Origin of the sequence: Streptococcus oralis (assembly GCF_964238205.1) — a bacterium.
GTDB lineage: Bacteria > Bacillota > Bacilli > Lactobacillales > Streptococcaceae > Streptococcus > Streptococcus oralis_CZ.
In genome coordinates, this window is sequence record NZ_CAXSLF010000002.1 from 15,499 (window position 1) to 37,870 (window position 22,372).

20 protein-coding genes are annotated in these 22,372 nt (G+C 41.3%); 19 read left to right on the top strand and 1 reads right to left on the bottom strand.

Annotation, left to right across the window (positions count from 1 at the left end; all coding sequences use genetic code 11):
• The first annotated feature begins 52 nt into the window (after nucleotides 1-52).
• The 7 genes from ACESOD_RS03810 (at nucleotide 53) to rpmH (ending at nucleotide 9,804) form a co-directional block, all read left to right on the top strand.
• Nucleotides 53-1,759: an ABC transporter ATP-binding protein gene (locus ACESOD_RS03810; RefSeq protein WP_373094106.1), complete on the top strand. Its 1,707-nt coding sequence runs from the start codon at nucleotides 53-55 to the stop codon at nucleotides 1,757-1,759.
• Between the two features lies 1 nt (nucleotide 1,760).
• Nucleotides 1,761-3,527: an ABC transporter ATP-binding protein gene (locus tag ACESOD_RS03815; RefSeq protein ID WP_373094107.1), complete on the top strand. Its 1,767-nt coding sequence runs from the start codon at nucleotides 1,761-1,763 to the stop codon at nucleotides 3,525-3,527.
• 288 nt (nucleotides 3,528-3,815) lie between these two features.
• Complete coding sequence (locus ACESOD_RS03820; protein WP_373094109.1) at nucleotides 3,816-4,505, top strand: gamma-glutamyl-gamma-aminobutyrate hydrolase family protein; 690 nt, start codon at nucleotides 3,816-3,818, stop codon at nucleotides 4,503-4,505.
• 169 nt (nucleotides 4,506-4,674) lie between these two features.
• Nucleotides 4,675-6,024: a glucose-6-phosphate isomerase gene (locus ACESOD_RS03825; RefSeq protein ID WP_373094111.1), complete on the top strand. Its 1,350-nt coding sequence runs from the start codon at nucleotides 4,675-4,677 to the stop codon at nucleotides 6,022-6,024.
• A 130-nt stretch (nucleotides 6,025-6,154) separates the two neighbouring features.
• On the top strand, nucleotides 6,155-7,615 hold the full coding sequence (gltX, locus tag ACESOD_RS03830) for a glutamate--tRNA ligase (RefSeq protein WP_373094113.1): 1,461 nt from the start codon (nucleotides 6,155-6,157) through the stop codon (nucleotides 7,613-7,615).
• A gap of 695 nt (nucleotides 7,616-8,310) precedes the next feature.
• Nucleotides 8,311-9,525 (top strand): pyridoxal phosphate-dependent aminotransferase, encoded by a 1,215-nt coding sequence (locus tag ACESOD_RS03835; RefSeq protein ID WP_045762715.1) that lies wholly within the window; start codon nucleotides 8,311-8,313, stop codon nucleotides 9,523-9,525.
• Nucleotides 9,526-9,669: 144 nt separating this feature from the next.
• Nucleotides 9,670-9,804, top strand: coding sequence for a 50S ribosomal protein L34 (rpmH, locus tag ACESOD_RS03840; protein ID WP_000831905.1), 135 nt, complete (start codon nucleotides 9,670-9,672; stop codon nucleotides 9,802-9,804).
• A 182-nt stretch (nucleotides 9,805-9,986) separates the two neighbouring features.
• On the opposite strand, the gene ACESOD_RS03845 is transcribed toward rpmH, so the two are convergent.
• Nucleotides 9,987-11,831 (bottom strand): APC family permease, encoded by a 1,845-nt coding sequence (locus ACESOD_RS03845; protein ID WP_373094114.1) that lies wholly within the window; start codon nucleotides 11,829-11,831, stop codon nucleotides 9,987-9,989.
• A gap of 154 nt (nucleotides 11,832-11,985) precedes the next feature.
• Here ACESOD_RS03845 and ACESOD_RS03850 point away from each other — a divergent pair, with 154 nt between their 5' ends.
• From ACESOD_RS03850 to purR, 12 genes are all read left to right on the top strand, one after another.
• Nucleotides 11,986-12,762 (top strand): TatD family hydrolase, encoded by a 777-nt coding sequence (locus ACESOD_RS03850; RefSeq protein ID WP_373094115.1) that lies wholly within the window; start codon nucleotides 11,986-11,988, stop codon nucleotides 12,760-12,762.
• Nucleotides 12,759-13,322, top strand: coding sequence for a ribonuclease M5 (gene rnmV / locus ACESOD_RS03855; protein ID WP_373094117.1), 564 nt, complete (start codon nucleotides 12,759-12,761; stop codon nucleotides 13,320-13,322). The genes ACESOD_RS03850 and rnmV overlap by 4 nt, the downstream gene beginning before the upstream one ends.
• A 132-nt stretch (nucleotides 13,323-13,454) precedes the next feature.
• Nucleotides 13,455-14,882, top strand: a complete 1,428-nt coding sequence (locus tag ACESOD_RS03860; RefSeq protein ID WP_373094118.1) for an SseB family protein — start codon at nucleotides 13,455-13,457, stop codon at nucleotides 14,880-14,882.
• Nucleotides 14,883-14,889: 7 nt separating this feature from the next.
• Nucleotides 14,890-15,225 carry a hypothetical protein gene (locus ACESOD_RS03865; protein WP_373094120.1) on the top strand — a complete coding sequence of 112 codons (336 nt, stop codon included), beginning with the start codon at nucleotides 14,890-14,892 and terminating at the stop codon, nucleotides 15,223-15,225.
• Nucleotides 15,226-15,416: 191 nt separating this feature from the next.
• A complete protein-coding gene (locus ACESOD_RS03870) occupies nucleotides 15,417-16,130 on the top strand; it encodes a dimethyladenosine transferase (protein ID WP_373094121.1) in 714 nt (237 codons plus the stop codon).
• 19 nt (nucleotides 16,131-16,149) lie between these two features.
• Complete coding sequence (gene rsmA, locus ACESOD_RS03875) at nucleotides 16,150-17,022, top strand: 16S rRNA (adenine(1518)-N(6)/adenine(1519)-N(6))-dimethyltransferase RsmA (protein WP_373094122.1); 873 nt, start codon at nucleotides 16,150-16,152, stop codon at nucleotides 17,020-17,022.
• A gap of 1 nt (nucleotide 17,023) precedes the next feature.
• Nucleotides 17,024-17,902, top strand: a complete 879-nt coding sequence (gene rsgA / locus ACESOD_RS03880) for a ribosome small subunit-dependent GTPase A (protein WP_373094124.1) — start codon at nucleotides 17,024-17,026, stop codon at nucleotides 17,900-17,902.
• Nucleotides 17,903-17,912: 10 nt separating this feature from the next.
• A complete protein-coding gene (gene rpe, locus ACESOD_RS03885) occupies nucleotides 17,913-18,569 on the top strand; it encodes a ribulose-phosphate 3-epimerase (RefSeq protein WP_000085013.1) in 657 nt (218 codons plus the stop codon).
• Nucleotides 18,532-19,194: a thiamine diphosphokinase gene (locus ACESOD_RS03890; RefSeq protein ID WP_373094126.1), complete on the top strand. Its 663-nt coding sequence runs from the start codon at nucleotides 18,532-18,534 to the stop codon at nucleotides 19,192-19,194. The genes rpe and ACESOD_RS03890 overlap by 38 nt, the downstream gene beginning before the upstream one ends.
• Nucleotide 19,195: 1 nt before the next feature.
• A complete protein-coding gene (gene rmuC, locus ACESOD_RS03895) occupies nucleotides 19,196-20,452 on the top strand; it encodes a DNA recombination protein RmuC (RefSeq protein WP_373094127.1) in 1,257 nt (418 codons plus the stop codon).
• Nucleotides 20,442-21,383: a 3'-5' exoribonuclease YhaM family protein gene (locus ACESOD_RS03900; RefSeq protein WP_000703215.1), complete on the top strand. Its 942-nt coding sequence runs from the start codon at nucleotides 20,442-20,444 to the stop codon at nucleotides 21,381-21,383. The genes rmuC and ACESOD_RS03900 overlap by 11 nt, the downstream gene beginning before the upstream one ends.
• 102 nt (nucleotides 21,384-21,485) lie before the next feature.
• On the top strand, nucleotides 21,486-22,310 hold the full coding sequence (purR, locus tag ACESOD_RS03905) for a pur operon repressor (protein ID WP_223140183.1): 825 nt from the start codon (nucleotides 21,486-21,488) through the stop codon (nucleotides 22,308-22,310).
• Nucleotides 22,311-22,372 lie beyond the last annotated feature (62 nt).

Genomic DNA, 22,372 nt, shown 5'->3' on the forward strand with positions numbered 1-22,372 from the left:
GGGACTGACAGAGTTGTCGTTCCCTTTTATCTATCTTATAAAGGGGGGGAATATGCTGTTTCAGAAAATAAAAGCCTATAAATGGCAGGCTCTAGCTTCCTTAATTATGACAGGTCTAATGGTAACGAGCTCACTCCTGCAACCACGTTATCTACAGGAAGTTTTAGAGGCACTGCTAACAGGTGATAACGAAGCTATTTATCATATTGGTTTTTGGTTAATCCTTGTTGCCTTGATTGGTTTGATTGCAGGTGGCATCAATGTTGTGTTAGCTGCCTACATTGCTCAAGGAGTTTCGTCAGACCTAAGGGAAGATGCCTTTCGTAAGATTCAAATTTTCTCATACGCTAATATTGAGAAGTTTAATGCAGGGAACCTTGTTGTTCGTATGACCAACGATATCAATCAGATTCAGAACGTAGTCATGATGACCTTTCAAATTCTCTTTCGACTACCACTTTTGTTTATCGGTTCCTTTATTCTAGCAGTTGTCACCCTACCTTCTCTGTGGTGGGTGCTAGTTCTCATGGTCGTTCTGATTGTTGCCATAATGGGTTTTATGATGGGAGTTGTGGGACCACGCTTTGCAAAATTCCAGACCTTACTAGAGCGTATCAATGCCATTGCTAAAGAAAATTTGCGTGGTGTGCGCGTGGTTAAGTCTTTTGTCCGAGAAAAAGATCAGTTTGATAAATTTACGCAGGTGTCAGATGAATTGTTGGGAGAAAACCTTTATATCGGTTATGCCTTTTCTGTTATGCAACCTGCAATGATGTTGATTTCTTACGGGGCTGTTTTTCTCTCAATCTGGCTTGTAGCAGGTATGGCAGAGTCAGATCCATCAGTAGTTGGTTCCATTGCTTCCTTTGTGAACTATCTGAGTCAGATTATCTTTACCATCGTCATGGTTGGATTTTTGGGGAATTCAGTCACTCGTGCTATGATTTCCTTCCGTCGTATTCGTGAAATCCTGGATACAGAACCGGCTATGACCTTCAAGGATGTGGAAGATGAAGAATTGGAAGGAAGTCTCAGTTTTGAAAATGTGACCTTCACCTATCCAAATGATGCAGAACCTATCCTAAAAGATGTATCCTTTGATATCGCAGCTGGTGAGATGGTTGGGGTTGTTGGAGAAACTGGTGCAGGGAAATCAACCTTGGCTCAGTTGATTCCACGACTATTTGATCCTCAGCAAGGTTCGATCAAAATTGGCGGAAAGGACATTCGGACAGTTAGTGAAGGGACACTTCGCAAAACAGTTTCTATCGTCTTACAGAGAGCCATTCTTTTTAGTGGAACCATCGCAGATAACCTCAGACAAGGAAAGGGAGATGCGACAGTTTCAGAACTGGAACGCGCAGCTCGTATCGCCCAGGCAAGTGAATTTATTAGTCGTATGGACTTAGCCTTTGAAAGTCCGGTTGAAGAACGTGGGACCAACTTTTCTGGTGGACAAAAACAAAGAATGTCCATTGCGCGTGGGATTGTCAGCAATCCTAAAATCTTGATATTTGATGATTCAACCTCTGCCCTTGATGCCAAGTCAGAGCGCTTGGTTCAAGAAGCTCTCAACAAGGATTTGAAGGGAACGACTACGATTATCATCGCGCAAAAGATTAGCTCTGTTGTTCATGCTGATAAAATTTTAGTGCTTGACCAAGGTCGCTTGATTGGTCAAGGTAAACATGCTGACTTGGTTGCAACAAACCCAGTTTATCGCGAAATTTACGAAACGCAAAAAGGAAAGGAGGAGTAGGATGAAGACAGTTGAATTTTTTTGGAACTATTTTAAAGTTTACAAGACATCCTTTGTCGTTGTTATTGCTATGATTATCATTGCAACGATTGCACAAGCCCTCTTTCCAGTATTTGCAGGTCAAACAGTCACAGAGCTGGCTAACTTGGTTATAGCCTATCAAAATGGTAACCCAGATATGGTTTGGCAAAGTCTCCTAGGACTCCTGCTCAATCTTGCCTATATTTTAATCGTTTTAGTAGTTTCTAGTCTTATCTATATGGTCTTGATGAGCCGCATTATTGCCGAATCTACAAATGAGATGCGTAAGGGACTTTTTGGCAAGCTTTCTCGCTTGACGGTTTCCTTCTTTGATCGCCATCAAGATGGGGATATCCTGTCACGTTTTACCAGTGATTTGGATAATATTCTCCAAGCTTTTAATGAAAGTCTTGTGTCTGTCATGACCAATATTGCCCTTTACATTGGCTTGCTGATTGTCATGTTCGCAAAAAATGTCACCTTGGCTTTAATCACAATTGCCAGCACTCCAATAGCTGTTATCATGGTCTTCTTTATCTTAAAGCTAGCACGAAAATACACCAACCACCAACAAAAAGAAGTTGGGAAGCTCAATGCTTATATGGATGAGAGTATCTCTGGACAAAAAGCCGTTATTGTTCAAGGCATTCAAGAAGATGTGATTGCAGGTTTTGTTGAGCAAAATGAACGGGTTCGAAAGGCCACTTTCAAGGGAAGAATGTTCTCAGGAATTCTTTTCCCTGTTATGAACGGAATGAGCTTGGTCAATACAGCAGTAGTTATTTTTATAGGTTCAGCTGTTTTACTGAATGATCAGAACATCGAGACAGCAACTGCTCTGGGTTTGATTGTCATGTTTACTCAGTTCTCGCAACAGTATTACCAGCCCATTATCCAATTAGCAGCGAGCTGGGGAAGCTTGCAACTGGCCTTTACAGGTGCGGACCGTATCCAAGAAATGTTTGATGCAGAAGAAGAAATTCGTCCTCAAGATGCTCCAGTATTTAACGAATTAAAAGAAGGTGTGGAGATTCGTAACGTGGACTTCTCCTACCTGCCAGGAAAACCAATTTTGAAAGATGTTAGCATTTCAGCTCCAAAAGGAAAAATGATTGCGGTAGTTGGTCCGACAGGTTCGGGGAAAACAACCATCATGAACCTCATCAATCGTTTTTATGATGTGGATGCAGGAAGTATCAGCTTTGATGGCAGAGATATTCGCGAGTTTGATTTAGACAGTTTGCGAAGTAAGGTAGGAATTGTTCTACAGGATTCTGTCTTATTTAGCGGAACCATTCGAGACAATATTCGCTTTGGTGTTCCAGATGCCAGTCAAGAAATGGTAGAAGCTGCTGCTAAGGCTACGCATATCCATGAGTATATCGAAAGTTTGCCAGATAAGTATGATACCTTGATTAATGATGACCAGAGCGTCTTCTCAACCGGTCAGAAACAGTTGATTTCCATCGCTCGTACCTTGATGACAGATCCACAGGTCTTAATCTTGGATGAGGCAACATCAAACGTTGATACTGTGACAGAAAGCAAGATTCAAAATGCCATGGAAGCTATCGTGGCAGGAAGAACTAGTTTTGTGATTGCCCATCGCTTAAAAACCATTCTCAATGCAGATCAGATTATTGTCCTTAAGGATGGTGAGGTTATCGAACAAGGAAATCATCACGAATTACTCAAGCTTGGAGGCTTTTACTCCGAACTTTACCATAATCAATTTGTCTTTGAATAATACTCTTCGAAAATCTCTTCAAACCACGTCAGCGTCCCCTTGCCGTATATGTGTTACTGACTTCGTCAGTTCTATCCACAACCTCAAAACTGTGTTTTGAGCAACCTGCGGCTAGCTTCCTAGTTTGTTCTTTGATTTTCATTGAGTATAAGCAAAAAAGTTGTCCTAATTTTGGGCAACTTTTTCTGATAAAAAAATTTTATCACGGACTTTAAAAAAACATATTAGACAGGAGTGGGGAAGGATGGTAAGATAAGATTATCAATAGAAAACGAAAGGAAATCAGTAATGGCAAGAACGGTTGTTGGAGTAGCTGCGAATCTATGTCCTGTGGACGCAGAAGGAAAAAATATTCATTCATCAGTCTCTTGTAAATTTGCTGAGAGTATTCGTCAGGTTGGCGGACTTCCTTTGGTGATTCCAGTTGGTGATGAATCGGTTGTTCGTGATTATGTAGAAATGATTGACAAGCTTATCTTGACTGGGGGACAAAATGTCCATCCTCAGTTTTATGGTGAGGAAAAAACGATTGATAGCGATGACTATAATCTAGCTCGAGATGAGTTTGAGTTGGCCCTTCTACAAGAGGCTCTACGTCAGAACAAACCAATTTTAGCCATTTGCCGTGGTGTCCAGCTAGTTAACGTTGCCTTTGGCGGTACGCTCAATCAGGAGATTGAAGGTCATTGGCAAGGCCTACCTTTTGGGACTTCACATTCTATTGAGACAGTGGATGGCAGTGTAGTGTCTAAATTATTTGGTAAAGAAAGTCAAGTTAATTCAGTGCACCGTCAGAGCATTAAAGACTTAGCTCCAAATTTCCGCGTAACAGCAGTAGATCCACGTGACCAAACTGTTGAAGCAATTGAATCCATTGATGAACACCGTATTATTGGTCTCCAGTGGCATCCAGAATTTCTGGTCAATGAAGAAGATGGCAACTTAGAATTATTTGAGTATTTATTGAATGAATTGTAACGACTAGAAAATTAGTCGTTTTTTTATTCGTTGTTCGCGAATATTTATAGAGTTGTATTTTTACGCAAACGTTTGAATTGTGATAAAAATTGGAAATTTTTAGTATAAAAACTTGAAAAAATTGTTAGTAAGCGTTATGATAGAAAAGAAGAAATTTTGGAGGAATACTATGTCACATATTAAATTTGATTATTCAAAAGTATTAGACAAATTTGTTGCACCACATGAAGTGGAGTACATGCAAGCACAAGTTACAGCAGCAGACGAATTGATTCGTAAAGGAACTGGTGCTGGTAGCGACTTCTTGGGTTGGTTGGACCTTCCTGAGAACTACGACCGCGAAGAATTTGACCGCATCTTGAAAGCTGCTGAACAAATCAAAGAAGACAGCGATGTTTTGGTCGTGATCGGTATCGGTGGATCATACCTTGGTGCGAAAGCAGCTATTGACTTCTTGAACCACCACTTTGCAAACTTGCAAACAAAAGAAGAGCGTAAAGCGCCACAAATCCTTTACGCTGGAAACTCAATCTCATCAACTTACCTTGCTGACTTGGTAGAGTACGTTTCAGATAAAGACTTCTCAGTAAACGTGATTTCTAAATCTGGTACAACAACTGAACCAGCTATCGCTTTCCGTGTCTTCAAAGAACTCTTGGTTAAGAAATACGGTCAAGAAGAAGCTAACAAACGTATCTACGCAACAACTGACCGCCAAAAAGGTGCAGTTAAGGTTGAAGCAGATGCTAACGGTTGGGAAACATTTGTTGTTCCAGATGACATCGGTGGACGCTTCTCAGTATTGACAGCAGTTGGATTGCTTCCAATCGCTGCATCAGGTGCAGACATCAAAGCCCTTATGGAAGGTGCTAACGCAGCTCGTAAAGATTACACATCAGACAAACTTTCTGAAAACGAAGCTTACCAATATGCAGCAGTTCGTAACATCCTTTACCGTAAAGGATACGCTACTGAAATCTTGGTAAACTACGAACCATCACTTCAATACTTCTCAGAATGGTGGAAACAATTGGCTGGTGAGTCAGAAGGGAAAGACCAAAAAGGTATTTACCCAACTTCAGCTAACTTCTCAACAGATTTGCACTCATTGGGTCAATTTATCCAAGAAGGAACTCGTATCATGTTTGAAACAGTTGTCCGTGTTGACAAACCACGTAAGAACGTGATTATCCCTACTTTGGAAGAAGATCTTGATGGACTTGGCTACCTCCAAGGAAAAGACGTTGACTTCGTAAACAAAAAAGCGACTGACGGTGTTCTTCTTGCCCACACTGATGGTGACGTACCAAACATGTACGTAACTCTTCCTGAGCAAGATGCCTTCACTCTTGGTTACACTATCTACTTCTTCGAATTGGCTATCGCCCTTTCAGGTTACTTGAATGCCATCAACCCATTTGACCAACCGGGTGTTGAAGCTTACAAACGTAACATGTTTGCCCTTCTTGGTAAACCAGGATTTGAAGAATTGAGCAAAGAACTTAATGCTCGTCTATAATAGAGCTGAAAAGGGTGGTTTTACCACTCTTTTTGCTTTTTCTTGAAAAGAGAAATTGGACTCTGGCAAGACTTGTGTTATAATATAGAGAGCAAAAAGGCAGAGGCCTAGAGACTTTATAGGAGAAGATATGTCAAAAGATATTCGTGTGCGTTATGCACCAAGTCCAACAGGACTACTACACATCGGTAATGCCCGTACAGCATTGTTTAACTACCTTTACGCACGTCATCATGGTGGAACTTTTATCATCCGTATCGAAGATACTGACCGTAAGCGCCACGTCGAAGATGGAGAACGTTCACAGCTTGAAAACCTTCGTTGGTTAGGTATGGATTGGGATGAAAGTCCAGAAACTCATGAAAACTACCGCCAGTCTGAGCGTTTGGAACTCTATCAAAAATACATCGACCAACTCTTGGCTGAAGGAAAAGCCTACAAATCTTACGTTACAGAAGAAGAATTAGCAGCGGAACGTGAACGTCAAGAAGCCGCTGGTGAAACACCTCGTTACATTAACGAATACCTTGGTATGAGCGAGGAAGAAAAAGCAGCTTACGTTGCAGAACGTGAAGCAGCAGGTATTATCCCAACTGTACGTTTGGCAGTGAATGAGTCTGGTATCTACAAGTGGCATGACATGGTCAAAGGTGATATCGAGTTTGAAGGTGGCAATATCGGTGGGGACTGGGTTATCCAAAAGAAAGATGGTTACCCAACATACAACTTTGCCGTTGTCATCGATGACCACGATATGCAAATCTCTCACGTTATCCGTGGAGATGACCACATTGCTAATACACCAAAACAGCTTATGGTTTATGAAGCACTTGGTTGGGAAGCTCCAGAGTTCGGTCACATGACTTTGATTATCAACTCTGAAACTGGTAAGAAGTTGTCTAAACGTGACACCAATACACTTCAGTTCATCGAAGATTACCGTAAGAAGGGCTACCTTCCAGAAGCAGTCTTTAACTTTATCGCTCTTCTTGGCTGGAACCCTGGCGGGGAAGATGAAATCTTCTCTCGTGAAGAACTTATCAAGCTCTTTGATGAAAACCGTCTTAGTAAGTCTCCAGCAGCCTTCGACCAGAAGAAACTTGATTGGATGAGCAATGACTATATCAAGAATGCAGACCTCGAGACTATTTTTGAAATGGCAAAACCATTCCTTGAAGAAGCAGGACGTTTGACAGACAAGGCTAAAAAATTGGTGGAACTCTACAAACCACAAATGAAGTCAGTTGACGAAATCGTTCCATTGACAGATCTTTTCTTCTCAGACTTCCCAGAATTGACAGAAGCTGAACGAGAAGTGATGGCTGGTGAAACTGTTCCGACTGTACTTGAGGCCTTTAAGGCAAAACTTGAGTCTATGTCAGACGACGAGTTTGTGGTGGAAAATATCTTCCCACAAATCAAAGCAGTTCAAAAAGAAACAGGTATCAAAGGGAAGAACCTCTTCATGCCAATCCGTATCGCTGTTTCAGGTGAGATGCATGGGCCAGAACTACCAGAAACCATCTACTTGCTTGGCCGCGAAAAATCAATCCAACATATCGAAAAAATGTTGGCTGAAATTGCGAAATAATCTGGCGAAACTAAATTTCGTTCTAGATATTTGTAGTAGTAAAATCTGAGAGAATCACCTGGTTCTCTCTTTTTTATTGCCAAAGCAGAATCATATTCAATTAATACTCTTCGAAAATCAAATTCAAACCACGTCAGCTTTATCTGCAACCTCAAAGCCGTGCTTTGAGCAACCTGCGGCTAGCTTCCTAGTTTGCTCTTTGATTTTCATTGAGTATAAATTTTTAAGTGACGCTTTAAAAAGAGTTCTTTTTATATGTACTTATTTGAAAATGCAAAAGTTTTAGTGTATAATACTAAGTGACAGGGCAGGGAAAAGAAGTCAGTGATATGGTAAAATTCTTTACAAACAGACTCGAATTAGCCCAGACATCGTCTATGTTGTTTGTTGAGTCGACTTATTTTTTCTTTGCGTTTTGCTGGACACAGGAAGAAATTCATGAGTCCATGCAACTATCATCCATAACGATGCCTTCGTTTTCGATTCGAAGTTTATATGCGAGACCTTAGATTTAGATGTATGTCTTACTAGAGGTGCATATTTTTCTCTTTCTTCTCCCAAAAATAGAAAGAAATCGACCTTGCTCTGTTTACCTTGCGTTAAGCAAGGTTTTTTTGTGGAATAGTACTGGGCGATTTACGATTTTTCTATCAAGTGGTATAATATTAACTATCCTGATGAATTGAGGAAATCAAATGAAAGAATTTAACAAATCAATCAAATTAGAGCATGTGGCTTATGATATTCGTGGACCAGTTCTTGAGGAAGCCATGCGTATGCGAGCAAATGGAGAAAAAATCCTCCGTTTGAATACAGGGAACCCAGCTGAGTTTGGTTTTACCGCACCAGATGAGGTTATCCATGATTTGATTATGAATGCGCGTGATAGTGAAGGTTATTCAGATTCAAAAGGTATCTTTTCAGCCCGCAAAGCTATTATGCAGTACTGTCAGCTCAAAAAATTCCCAAATGTAGGTATTGATGATATCTATCTTGGAAATGGTGTTAGTGAGCTAATTGTTATGTCCATGCAAGGTCTCTTGGACAATGGCGATGAAGTCTTGGTTCCAATGCCTGACTACCCACTTTGGACAGCTGCAGTTAGCTTGGCTGGAGGAAATGCCGTTCACTACGTCTGTGATGAAGAAGCTGAATGGTATCCAGACCTGGATGATATCAAGTCTAAGATTAGTTCAAATACTAAGGCTATCGTTTTAATCAATCCAAATAATCCAACGGGAGCCCTCTATCCCAAAGAACTCTTGTTAGATATTATTGAGATTGCTCGTCAAAATGACTTGATTATCTTTGCGGATGAAATCTACGACCGTATGGTTATGGATGGCAATGTCCACACACCAGTAGCTAGTTTGGCTCCAGACCTTTTCTGTGTCAGCATGAATGGTTTGTCTAAATCTCACCGTATCGCTGGTTTCCGTGTAGGTTGGATGGTCTTGTCTGGACCTAAACATCATGTAAAGGGCTATATTGAAGGTCTCAACATGCTTTCAAACATGCGCCTTTGTTCCAACGTCTTGGCTCAACAGGTTGTTCAAACTTCACTAGGTGGTCACCAATCGGTGGATGAATTACTCTTACCAGGTGGTCGTATCTACGAGCAAAGAAACTTCATTTATAATGCCATTCAAGATATCCCAGGTTTGTCTGCGGTTAAACCTAAAGCGGGTCTTTATATCTTCCCTAAAATTGATCGCAATATGTACCGTATCGATGATGATGAACAGTTTGTCCTTGATTTCTTGAAGCAAGAAAAAGTACTTTTGGTTCACGGACGAGGCTTTAACTGGAAAGAACCAGATCACTTCCGTATCGTTTATCTGCCACGCGTAGATGAGTTAGCCCAAATCCAAGAAAAGATGACTCGTTTCTTGAAGCAGTATCGTAGATAAGGCTTTCATAGCAAAAAAGCTGGAAACATTTGTCAGAGCTATTGACAAATGCGAAAGAATCAGATAGAATAGTAAAGTATGTTTAGTAACTGATCACTTTATAGCCGGCTAAACGAATACAAAATCTATGAGGAGGTATTCATCGTGAAACGTACTTATCAACCAAGTAAACTACGTCGTGCGCGTAAACACGGATTCCGTAACCGTATGTCAACTAAAAACGGTCGTCGCGTATTGGCAGCTCGTCGTCGTAAAGGACGCAAAGTTTTGGCTGCATAATCCAAACGAATTCAACAAAGAAGTCAGTAGGAACTCGAGTCTACTGGCTTTTCTGTTGCCTAAAAAAGTGAATTTTCCAAAATACCTTTTTTAGAATAAAAACTTCAGCAGATGTATTGGAAAGACAGCATATAGAAAAAAGCTCAAAATCAGAAGGTGAATTTCTGATTTTGAGCTTTTCTTTATTCTTTCAAATGATAAGAGTAGCTGGCAACGACGACATCTTCGTGCCATCTGAGAGCATATTTTAATTTGAGGCTCATTTGATTGTGTAGGATATTTTGCCAAGGTTTGTTAGGGATAAATTGGGGTACTAGAACTGTAACTGTGTAGTTCTTTTTCTTGGCTTCTTGAGAGATTTTACGAACATAGCGAACTGTAGGAGTGATGATATCGCGATAGCTAGTATTAATGTTTTTTAGAGTGATATTTGGGAAGTAGTCGGCAAATTCTTGGAGGATTTCTTGGTCTTTTTCTTCGGTTTCCTTGGTGGAAATGTGCATGGCCAAAACTTCATCTCCAATGCTTTGAGCGTAATTAATCGCTCCAACACTGACTCGGGTAACATTTCCCACTAAGACAAGGACGATATTGCCATCGTAGGTTTTCTTTTGAATTCCTTCATAAAGTCGAAGCTGTTTGGCCACTTTTTGGTAATGACTGTGGATGGACAAGAAGAGGAAGGTTAAGACTAGGATAATTGGGAAGAAGGGCCAGATATCTCCAAGTCTGAAGAAGAGTAGGATAAGAACGATAGCGTAACAAATGATGGCTCCGAGGATATTTGCAAAAGCTGACTTCAAGAAATGAGAGCCTTTTTCTTTTTTCCAGTGGCGAATCATTCCTGTTTGAGAAAGTGCAAAAGGTACGAAAACTCCAATGGTATAAAGAGGGATCAAGCGTTCTGTATTTCCGTTGAAAATGAGCAGAAGGATTATAGCACCGAAGGCCAAGGTCAAAATACCATTTGAATAACCAAGGCGGTCTCCTTTTTCCATAAAAAGATGGGGCATGTACTTGTTTTTAGCCATATTGTAAGCCAACATCGGAAAGGCAGAAAAACCAGTATTTGCAGCAACGGCTAGGATTAGAGCAGTTGAGAATTGGAAGAGATAATAAACAACCTGACCGAGAGCAGAATCCCCTAAAATCCCTCTAGCCATTTGTGAAAGGATCGTTTCTCCGTGTTGAGGAGTAATTCCCATCCAGTAGTTTAGGAAGGTAATTCCTGCAAATAGAAATCCAAGAATCAGAGACATGATGGTCAGTGTCTGAGCAGCGTTCTTCTCTTTAGGAGTTTTGAAAAATGGAACAGCATTTGAGATTGCTTCAACCCCGGTTAATGAAGCTGAACCGCTGGTAAAGGCTCTTAAAATCAGGACGATTGAGAGACTTGGGACAGTTTGACCAATTGCAGAAGTTGCATGATAGCTGAGAGAACCTGTCAACAGTTGGAATAAGCCAAACAATAAGAGGAAGACCGTGCTAAAGATAAAGAGATAGACAGGGATCATCAGAGAACTAGCAGATTCCCTCAAGCCTCGCAGATTCAAAAGCATGAGCAAACAGACCAAAAAAATGGAGATGTGGAGGTTGTAGGGATGGAGAGCAGGAAGTGCTGCTGTGATAGCATCAGCCCCTGCGGCCACGGATACGGCTACTGTTAGCATATAGTCAACAAGCAAGCTTCCACCGGCAATCAAACCGAGCTCAGGAGAAAGATTTTCTCGTGTTACCATATAGGCACCCCCACCTTGAGGGTAGGCGTGAATGATTTGTCGGTAAGAAATGGTTAGACTAGCAAGTAGCAAGAGGACAAAAATGCCGATAGGAAGACTCCACCAAATAGCGAGGGGAGAAAGGCTAGCCAAGACAAGGACGACCTGCTCAGGTCCATAGGCGATAGATGAAAGGGCATCGCTTGAGAGCATTGCAAGTGCCTGTGTTTTTCCAAGTAGTCCTCCCTCGCCTTCAGTTAAGGACTTAAGGGGACGACCAATAAAGGTATATTTTAATTTCGTAAACATTTTCTTTCCTTTTCTGAAAATTTCAACAAGAGTTATTATACTGCTATGAAAATAAGTCGTCAAGAAAAAGTGAGTGATTTTAAAATATTTTTTCCTATAAGAATGAGACTAGTTTTTTGGTATAATAGAAGGTAGAAAAAACGAGGGAATATACATGATTTTTGATACACATACCCACTTGAATGTGGAAGAATTTTCAGGAAGAGAAGCAGAAGAAATAGCCTTAGCGGCTGAAATGGGTGTGACTCGGATGAATATTGTTGGTTTTGACAAACCAACCATTGAACGTGCCTTAGAATTGGTGGAAGAATATAACCAACTTTATGCGACGATTGGTTGGCATCCGACAGAAGCAGGGACTTATACAGAAGACGTTGAGAAATACCTGTTGGACAAGCTAAAACATCCTAAAGTTGTAGCCTTGGGTGAGATTGGTTTGGACTATCACTGGATGACAGCCCCTAAAGAAGTGCAGGAGCAAGTTTTCCGCCGTCAGATTCAGCTATCTAAGGAACTGGACTTGCCTTTTGTGGTCCATACCCGTGATGCGCTAGAAGATACCTATGAGATTATCAAAAGTGAGGGAGTCGGTCCCCGTGGTGGTATCATGCACTCCTTCTCAGGTTCTCTGGAATGGGCTGAAAAGTTTGTGGAGTTAGGTATGACCATTTCCTTTTCTGGAGTGGTTACCTTTAAAAAAGCGACAGACATTCAGGAGGCTGCCAAAGAGTTACCTTTGGATAAGATTTTGGTGGAGACAGATGCGCCTTACTTGGCACCCGTTCCCAAGCGTGGTCGTGAAAACAAGACAGCTTACACGCGCTATGTAGTGGACTTTATTGCAGATTTGCGTGGCGTATCGACAGAAGAATTAGCTGCTGCGACAAGTGTAAATGCGGAACGAATTTTTGGACTGGAAAGTAAATTATGAAAAAGAAAATTTCCCAAGTCATCGTAGTCGAAGGGCGTGATGATACGGCCAATCTCAAACGTTATTTTGATGTGGAGACCTATGAGACTCGTGGCTCTGCTATCAATGAGCAAGATCTTGAACGAATCCAACGTCTACACCAACGTCATGGGGTGATTGTCTTTACAGATCCTGACTTTAATGGGGAACGCATTCGCCGGATGATTATGACGGCTGTTCCAACAGTTCAACACGCTTTTCTAAAACGTGATGAGGCAGTGCCAAAGTCCAAGACCAGAGGACGTTCCCTAGGAATCGAACATGGCAGTTATGAAGATTTAAAAACAGCGCTGGAACAAGTCACAGAGCAGTTTGAAGCGGAAAGTGACTTTGATATTAGCCGTAGTGACTTGATCCGATTAGGGTTTCTAGCTGGAGCAGACAGCCGAAAACGCAGAGAATATCTAGGAGAGAATCTTCGTATCGGTTATTCCAATGGTAAACAACTTCTCAAGCGTTTAGAATTATTTGGCATCAGTCTAGCTGAAGTTGAAGATGCCATGAAATCGTATGAGAATTGAGAAACCGTCCCAAAATGTAGGGGGAATATGATACAATAGAAGTAATCATATACGGTTTAATCAGGCTTGATAGCAAGCATTAGAAAAGTGCTCCACGGGATTAGGCTTGTGTGGAGTTAATGAGGAAAAGTTATGGGAATCTTTGATTTTTTAAAAAAGACGGAAACTGCAGAGGCAACTGAAATAACTGAAGCACAGAATGAAATAGATGAATTTAAAAACAATGCATGTATTGGAATTTTAGATTTGTTCCCAATGAAGGAAACGAATCAATTATTGATTGTTGGGAGTTTAGAAGGGACTCTCAAGGTTGGGGATCAGTTGCAGTTTTGCAATCCTGACCAAGGAATGGAAGCTCTCGGCTCTGTAGAGGTTAAAAAGCTCAGCAGTCAAAACAAAGATGCAGATAGTCTTACTGATGAAGTTCTTGCCCATCTAGTGGTTGATAGGCTTCCTTCTTTGGATAAATTGAAAAAAGGAAGTGTGCTCTTTAGTTCAGGTGTTGAGGAAGAGCAAAAATTATCAAGCTATTCAGATGCTCTTTATCGTGCTTTTGTAGCCATCCAAGAAGGTCAATTGACTAATGAAGACTATTTGGCATCTAGTCTTGATGATAGCGTAGAGATTTTACGCCTCTTTTTATGGAAATGCCGTCAAAATCAGGAAACTGAAAGTGAAGAAAGCTATCAAACTAACACCCGCAAGTTGGAGCGTCTAGCAGAAATTGTCAAGGATAAGTTGTTAGCAGCAGATTCTGTTTATGCAGTGTATTCAGAAAAAACAGGCGAACCTTACCTTTTCTCAACGACCTATGACAGGGGAGAAGAGGGGTATCTCTGTACGGATCCCATGATCATGCTTTTGACGCCATCTTGGTATCGCCAATTCAAGGAAACCATTGATAGTCGACCAAACTCAGTCGTAAAACTGATTGAAAATACGGAAGATAAAAAAGGGATTGAGAATTTTCTTGGGACAGCCTTTTACTTAAATGGTGCCTTGGGAGCAATCTTTAATTCCAAGGAAGTCAGCATCAGTGCCTCGGCTTTGGTTCAAAAGCCAGATTATTCTAATTTGCCAGAAATACAAGTTCCTGTCATGAATCCTGATCTGGTAAGATGGATGTTGTTGATGGGACAATTGGATAGCCCGACGACAGAAGATGAAGAAGTAATTTATAAGCTCTATTATAAGTTCTTCTCGGAAGCTATGCCGAAAGCAAAATTCCTAATTCCTTTAGATGCTGCTTCGGAATTTAAGGACGATAGTCAGGAAGGAAGCTCCTTTGTCTTGGAAAAAGATTCTAGTTTCAACATACCAGTTAAAGAAGGAAAAGATGGACGAAATTCTGTTCCAGTATTTACTGATTGGAAACGTCTGCGAATGGTCTTTGATGAAAAATGGAATGGCATGATAGAAGAAGCAGGAGGCATGATTGAAGTTTTTGATTATGCCATTAATCCAACGGAATACTATGAAGCGGGTGCTTATGTTAGTCTAACAGCTTTTAAAGACATGCAAGAGCTCAGTGAGGAACTAGAAGGCAGAGCTAACGGTTAAACAAAGAATGAAAATACAAGTTGATAGAGATTCTGTCTGTATGGGGGATGATGTCCTGTCTCATGAGATGGAATTTGATGTTCCTGAAGATATGACGGTGAAAGACTTTTTTGATTTTTTAGAAAAGGAACGTTATTTGCCGTCTATCCAAGGAAATAATGTGGCCTGGGAACTTCGAAATCGAAATGGGGAACAAGGTGTTTATTTCACTAAAACAGGAGAGATTATCCATCAAGATGAGGTATTAAAAGAAATGTTAGAAGGAATTACTGAGACTCCCTTATTTGTTTTGCTCTATCATTACACCCCGGAAGCATACTACATTAGTAAAGAGAATAAATAAGAATTGCAGATGATGACCTGACCAAGGCTAAACTGGTTATGTAGTGTTATCGCCCCTTGGTGCTTTTATGAAACATCTTTTTCAATGAAGACTAGGTTTTCGATTGAGCATGAAAAATTGGAAACTTTATAGTTTTATCTACATCCCACTTGAACCACTAACCTTTTTCAAAGATTTTGAAAGGAAATGATATGGCAAATAGAAGTTATATTTACTTAAAAAACGGAGATGAAGCCCGTATTTTAACAGAGGGAATTTACACAATACCCTATTTTTGGCAATTGTTTTGGGATGAAGAAGATTTAAAAGCTCCTATTGCTCTCTGGGAAACAGCAGAAAAACTCGAAGAAGATGAAGAGCAAGCAGAAAAGTTTTACCAAGAGCAGAATGTAGATATCTTGCTTTCTATTGAAAAACTCCAGCAAAACGCCCTCCAAAATCGGTCTTTTTTAGAAGAGAATGTCCCACAAGCCTTGAAACTCTATGATGCCTTTGTCCGTTATATTCTTGTAAACGTAAAAGATGGTGATGTGCTTGGATTTGATGTTTTGGATGTAGTTTTTATGGACCAAGTGTCTGTAGCCGCTGATAAACTGTTAAAAAATATCCGAGCTATTCAGGAAAACCAGCCAAAAGATTTGGATTTTTCTCTAACGGATAAGAACTTAATAGGCCTTGCTATGGGCTTTCCTGATTATTATGCTTCAGAATTATTGCCAGAAGACAATATTCTAGATTCGGATGCTTATCAGGATGAACTGAAGAAAATGAACCCCCAAGAAGATAAGAAAGTGCTTGATATGACTGGATCTGATTCAAAAGGGAACAAGCCTCGTGTTCTTTTAGTGTTTTGGATTTTGTTGGCACTAGGAATGATGTGGGTTTTATATATTATTTTTAGCTAATAAATAGAAAAGAGAATAAATGAGAATTGCAGATTATAGCGTGACCAAGGAAGTGCTGGAGCGTCACGGCTTTACCTTTAAAAAGTCCTTTGGGCAAAATTTTTTGACGGATACTAATATCCTTCAAAAAATTGTGGATACGGCTGAAGTTGATGACCAGGTCAATGTCATTGAGATTGGGCCAGGTATTGGGGCCTTGACTGAATTTTTGGCTGAGCGTGCAGCTGAAGTCATGGCCTTTGAGATTGACCACCGTTTGGTACCAATCCTAGCAGATACCTTGCGTGATTTTGACAATGTGACCGTAGTCAATGAGGACATTCTAAAAGTTGACCTAGCGCAACATATCCAGAATTTCAAAAATCCTGATTTACCAATCAAGGTAGTAGCAAACTTGCCTTACTATATCACGACGCCTATTCTCATGCACTTAATCGAGAGTGGCATTCCTTTTAGTGAGTTTGTGGTTATGATGCAAAAAGAAGTGGCGGATCGTATCTCTGCACAACCAAATACCAAGGCTTATGGTAGCTTGTCCATTGCGGTTCAGTATTACATGACAGCTAAGGTTGCCTTTATCGTGCCTCGTACGGTCTTTGTACCAGCACCCAACGTGGACTCAGCTATCCTGAAAATGGTGCGTCGTCCAGAACCGGCGGTTGCGGTCGAAGATGAGAACTTCTTCTTTAAGGTTTCCAAGGCTAGTTTCACTCATCGTCGCAAGACCTTGTGGAACAACTTGACTGGTTACTTTGGGAAAACTGAGGAAATCAAGGACAAGCTGACCAAGGCTTTGGACCAGGCAGGCTTGTCACCAAGTGTACGTGGTGAAGCTCTCAGTTTGGCAGAGTTTGCCAGCCTAGCAGATGCGCTTAAAGGACAAGGACTCTAGGATGCAGGGACAAATCATTAAAGCCTTGGCCGGCTTCTACTATGTGGAAAGTGATGGTCAAGTTTATCAAACACGCGCGCGTGGGAATTTTCGTAAAAAAGGCCATACACCCTATGTTGGAGATTGGGTAGAATTTTCTGCAGAGGAGAATTCAGAAGGCTATATATTGGAAATTCATGAACGAAAAAATAGTCTGGTTCGTCCACCCATTGTCAATATTGACCAAGCTGTTGTCATTATGTCCGTTAAAGAACCTGACTTTAATAGCAACTTGTTGGATCGCTTCTTGGTTCTTTTGGAGCACAAGGACATTCATCCTATCGTCTATATTTCTAAAATGGACTTGTTAGAGGATAGGGGAGAGCTGGATTTTTACGAGAAAACCTATGATGCTATTGGTTACGACTTTGTGACGAGTAAAGAAGAACTTTTACCCTTGTTGACAGGCAAGGTTACGGTCTTTATGGGGCAGACAGGTGTTGGAAAGTCAACTCTCCTCAATAAAATCGCACCAGATCTCAATCTTGAAACGGGAGAAATCTCAGACAGTCTGGGTCGCGGTCGTCACACCACCCGAGCGGTTAGTTTTTACAATCTCAATGGTGGGAAAATCGCAGATACACCAGGTTTTTCATCGCTGGATTATGAAGTATCGACGTCAGAAGACCTCAACCAGGCCTTTCCAGAGATTTCCTCTGTCAGCCGAGACTGCAAGTTCCGTACCTGTACTCATACCCATGAGCCATCTTGCGCAGTGAAACCAGCTGTCGAAGAAGGTATCATTGCTACCTTCCGTTTTGACAACTATCTACAATTCCTCAGTGAGATTGAAAATCGTAGAGAAACCTATAAAAAAGTCAGCAAAAAAATTCCAAAATAAGGAGAAACCTATGTCTCAATACAAGATTGCTCCGTCAATTCTGGCAGCAGATTATGCCAACTTTGAACGTGAAATTAAACGCCTAGAAGCAACTGGGGCAGAATATGCCCACATCGATATCATGGATGGTCACTTTGTGCCACAAATCAGCTTTGGTGCAGGCGTGGTCGAAAGCCTTCGCCCCCATAGCAAGATGGTTTTTGATTGCCACTTGATGGTCTCTAATCCTGAACACCATCTAGAAGATTTTGCGCGTGCAGGGGCAGATATCATCAGCATTCACGTAGAGGCAACACCTCATATCCATGGCGCTCTTCAAAAGATTCGTTCTCTAGGTGTCAAACCATCGGTTGTTATCAATCCTGGAACACCTGTTGAGGCTATCAAGCACGTGCTTCACTTAGTTGATCAAGTCTTGGTCATGACGGTTAACCCTGGATTTGGTGGACAAGCCTTTCTGCCAGAAACCATGGATAAGATTCGTGAGTTGGTGGCCCTTCGCGAGGAAAAAGGTTTGAACTTTGAAATTGAAGTCGATGGCGGAATTGATGATCAAACCATTGCTCAAGCCAAGGAAGCTGGTGCAACAGTTTTTGTAGCAGGATCTTATGTCTTTAAGGGAGATGTCAATGAACGAGTGCAAGCTCTCCGAAAACAACTGGACTAAAGTTGCAGTTTTTGCTGGTGGAGATCGTGGACATTACCGGACAGATTTTGATTGCTTTGTAGGTGTGGACCGTGGCTCACTCTGGGTACTGGAGGAAAAACTTCCTCTTACTATAGCCGTTGGGGATTTTGATTCTGTGACTGTAGAAGAACGTCAGTTGATTCAAGAACATGCCCAGCATTTTGTCCAAGCTCAGCCAGAGAAGGATGATACCGATCTGGAACTAGCACTGTTAACGGTTTTTGAAAAGGATCCTCAAGCTCGAGTGACCATTTTTGGCGCCCTAGGTGGTCGCATCGACCATATGCTGGCCAATGTCTTTCTGCCTAGCAATCCTAAATTGGCGCCCTATATGCGTCAAATAGAGATTGAGGATGGGCAAAACTTGATTAGCTATTGCCCAGAAGGGACCAGTCAACTTGAACCACGTTCGGACTATGATTATCTGGCCTTTATGCCGGTTAGGGATAGTCAGTTGACCATTATCGGTGCCAAGTATGAGTTGACAGAGAAAAATTTTTTCTTTAAGAAAGTTTACGCTTCTAACGAATATATAGATAGGGAAGTGTCGGTGAATTGCCCAGATGGCTATGTGGTCGTCTTGCATAGCAAAGACAGGAGGTAGGATGGAAAGTTTACTTGTTGTTTTATTAGTTGCTAATCTAGCCGGCCTCTTTCTTATTTGGCAAAGGCAGGATAAGCAGGAGAAATATCTGACCAAGAGCTTGGAGGATCAGGCAGATCATTTGTCAGACCAGTTGGATTACCGCTTTGAACAAGCCAGACAAGCTAGTCAGCTTGACCAAAAAAATCTTGAAGTGGCTGTTAGTGACCGTTTGCAGGAGGTGCGACTTGAATTGCACCAAGGCTTGACTCAGCTTAGGCAGGAGATGAATGAGAATCTTCTCCAAACAAGAGATAAGACTGACCAACGCCTTCAGGCCTTGCAGGAATCAAATGAGCAACGCTTGGAACAGATGCGCCAAACGGTTGAGGAAAAGCTAGAAAAGACCTTGCAGAAACGCTTGCAGGCCTCTTTTGAGACAGTTTCCAAGCAACTGGAATCTGTCAATCGTGGCCTTGGAGAAATGCAATCTGTTGCACGAGATGTCGGTGCGCTAAATAAAGTTCTTTCTGGAACTAAAACGCGAGGAATTCTAGGAGAACTACAACTGGGACAGATCATTGAAGATATCATGACACCTGCCCAGTATGAACGAGAATTTGCAACAGTTGAAAACTCTAGTGAACGTGTGGAATACGCCATCAAGTTACCTGGACAAGGTGACCAGGAATATGTCTATCTACCGATTGATTCTAAGTTTCCACTGGCAGATTATTACCGTCTGGAAGAAGCCTATGAAGCAGGTGACAAGGACGAGATTGAGCGTTGTCGTAAGTCTCTCCTAGCAAGCGTCAAGCGTTTTGCTAAGGATATTAAGAGTAAGTACTTGGCGCCACCTCGGACAACCAATTTTGGAGTCTTGTTTGTTCCGACAGAAGGACTCTATTCGGAAATTGTTCGAAATCCGATTTTCTTTGATGATTTGAGACGGGAGGAGCAAATTATCGTTGCAGGTCCAAGTACCTTGTCGGCTCTTCTTAACTCCCTATCAGTTGGTTTCAAGACTCTAAACATTCAAAAAAGTGCCGACCATATTAGTAAAACCCTAGCTAGTGTCAAAACCGAATTTGGCAAGTTTGGTGGGATTCTGGTCAAGGCACAAAAACATCTCCAACATGCCTCTGGCAATATTGATGATTTATTAAACCGTCGTACTACAGCTATCGAGCGAACGCTTCGTCACATTGAGTTATCAGAAGGTGAGCCTGCGCTTGATTTGCTCCAATTCCAAGAAGATGAGGAAGAATATGAAGATTAGTCACATGAAGAAAGATGAGCTTTTTGAAGGCTTTTACCTGATCAAGTCAGCTGACCTGAGACAGACACGTGCTGGGAAAAACTACCTAGCCTTCACCTTCCAAGATGATAGTGGAGAAATCGAAGGGAAGCTCTGGGATGCTCAACCCCACAATGTTGAAACCTTTACAGCAGGGAAAGTAGTCCATATGCAAGGTCGTCGTGAAGTGTACAACAATACGCCTCAGGTTAATCAAATCACCCTTCGCTTACCACAACCTGGCGAACCAAATGACCCAGCGGACTTCAAGGTTAAATCTCCAGTAGATGCCAAAGAGATTCGTGAGTATATGGCGCAGATGATTTTTAAAATTGAAAATCCAATTTGGCAGCGAATTGTTCGGAATCTCTACACCAAGTATGACAAGGAATTCTACTCCTATCCGGCTGCTAAGACCAACCATCATGCTTTTGAAACAGGGCTTGCTTATCATACTGCCACTATGGTTCGTTTAGCAGAAGCAATTGCAGATATTTATCCTCAGCTCAATAAGAGCTTGCTCTACGCGGGGATTATGTTGCATGACCTGGCCAAGGTTATTGAGTTGACAGGTCCTGACCAGACAGAGTACACAGTAAGAGGAAATCTTATCGGTCATATCGCTCTGATTGATAGCGAAATTACTAAAGCGGTAATGGAACTTGGCATTGATGATACCAGAGAAGAAGTTGTACTTCTTCGCCATGTCATTCTCAGTCACCATGGTCTCCTTGAGTATGGTAGTCCAGTTCGTCCTCGAGTGATGGAAGCAGAAATTATTCATATGATTGATAATTTGGATGCCAGCATGATGATGATGACAACAGCTCTGGCCCTTGTTGATGAGGGAGAAATGACCAATAAAGTCTTTGCTATGGACAATCGTTCCTTCTACAAGCCGAAATTAGACTAGAAACTAAAAAAATGAACTTTATTTAGGCAATAAAGTTCGTTTTTTTGCTTTAGTGTGATATAATGAGAAAAAGACTAAATAAAAAAGAATGGTAAAAATATAATGAAATTAAGAAGAAGTGATCGGATGGTTGTCATTTCCAATTACTTGATTAACAATCCATACAAATTAACCAGTCTCAACACCTTTGCGGAAAAGTATGAATCTGCCAAATCGTCTATTTCTGAAGATATCGTCATCATTAAACGTGCTTTCGAAGAAATTGAAATCGGTCATATTCAAACGGTGACAGGTGCTGGTGGTGGTGTTATTTTTACACCATCGATCTCTACCCTTGAGTCTAAAACGATTATCGAAGAGCTTCGTGATAAACTTTCAGAGAGTGACCGTATTCTTCCGGGTGGCTACATTTATTTATCTGACCTATTGAGCACTCCAGCTATTTTGAAAAATATCGGTCGCATTATTGCTAAGAGCTTCATGGATCAAAAGATTGATGCCGTTATGACTGTGGCTACCAAAGGGGTTCCACTTGCAAATGCGGTAGCAAACGTTCTCAATGTACCATTTGTCATTGTCCGTCGTGACTTGAAAATTACTGAGGGTTCAACTGTTAGTGTCAACTATGTTTCAGGTTCAAGTGACCGTATTGAAAAAATGTTTCTTTCAAAACGTAGCCTTAAGGCAGGAAGCCGTGTCTTGATTGTCGATGACTTCTTGAAGGGTGGAGGAACCATTAACGGGATGATTAGCCTCTTGGCAGAATTTGATTCAGAGTTGGCTGGTGTAGCTGTCTTTGCTGATAATGCACAGGAAGACCGTGAACAACAGTTCGACTACAAGTCACTCTTGAGAGTCACAAATATTGATGTGAAGAACCAACAAATTGCTGTTGAAGTTGGAAATATCTTCGATACAGAAAAATAAGAATTGACTTGAAATACAAAGGTTGGAACTTTCGTCCCAGCCTTTCTTTGATAATGAATATG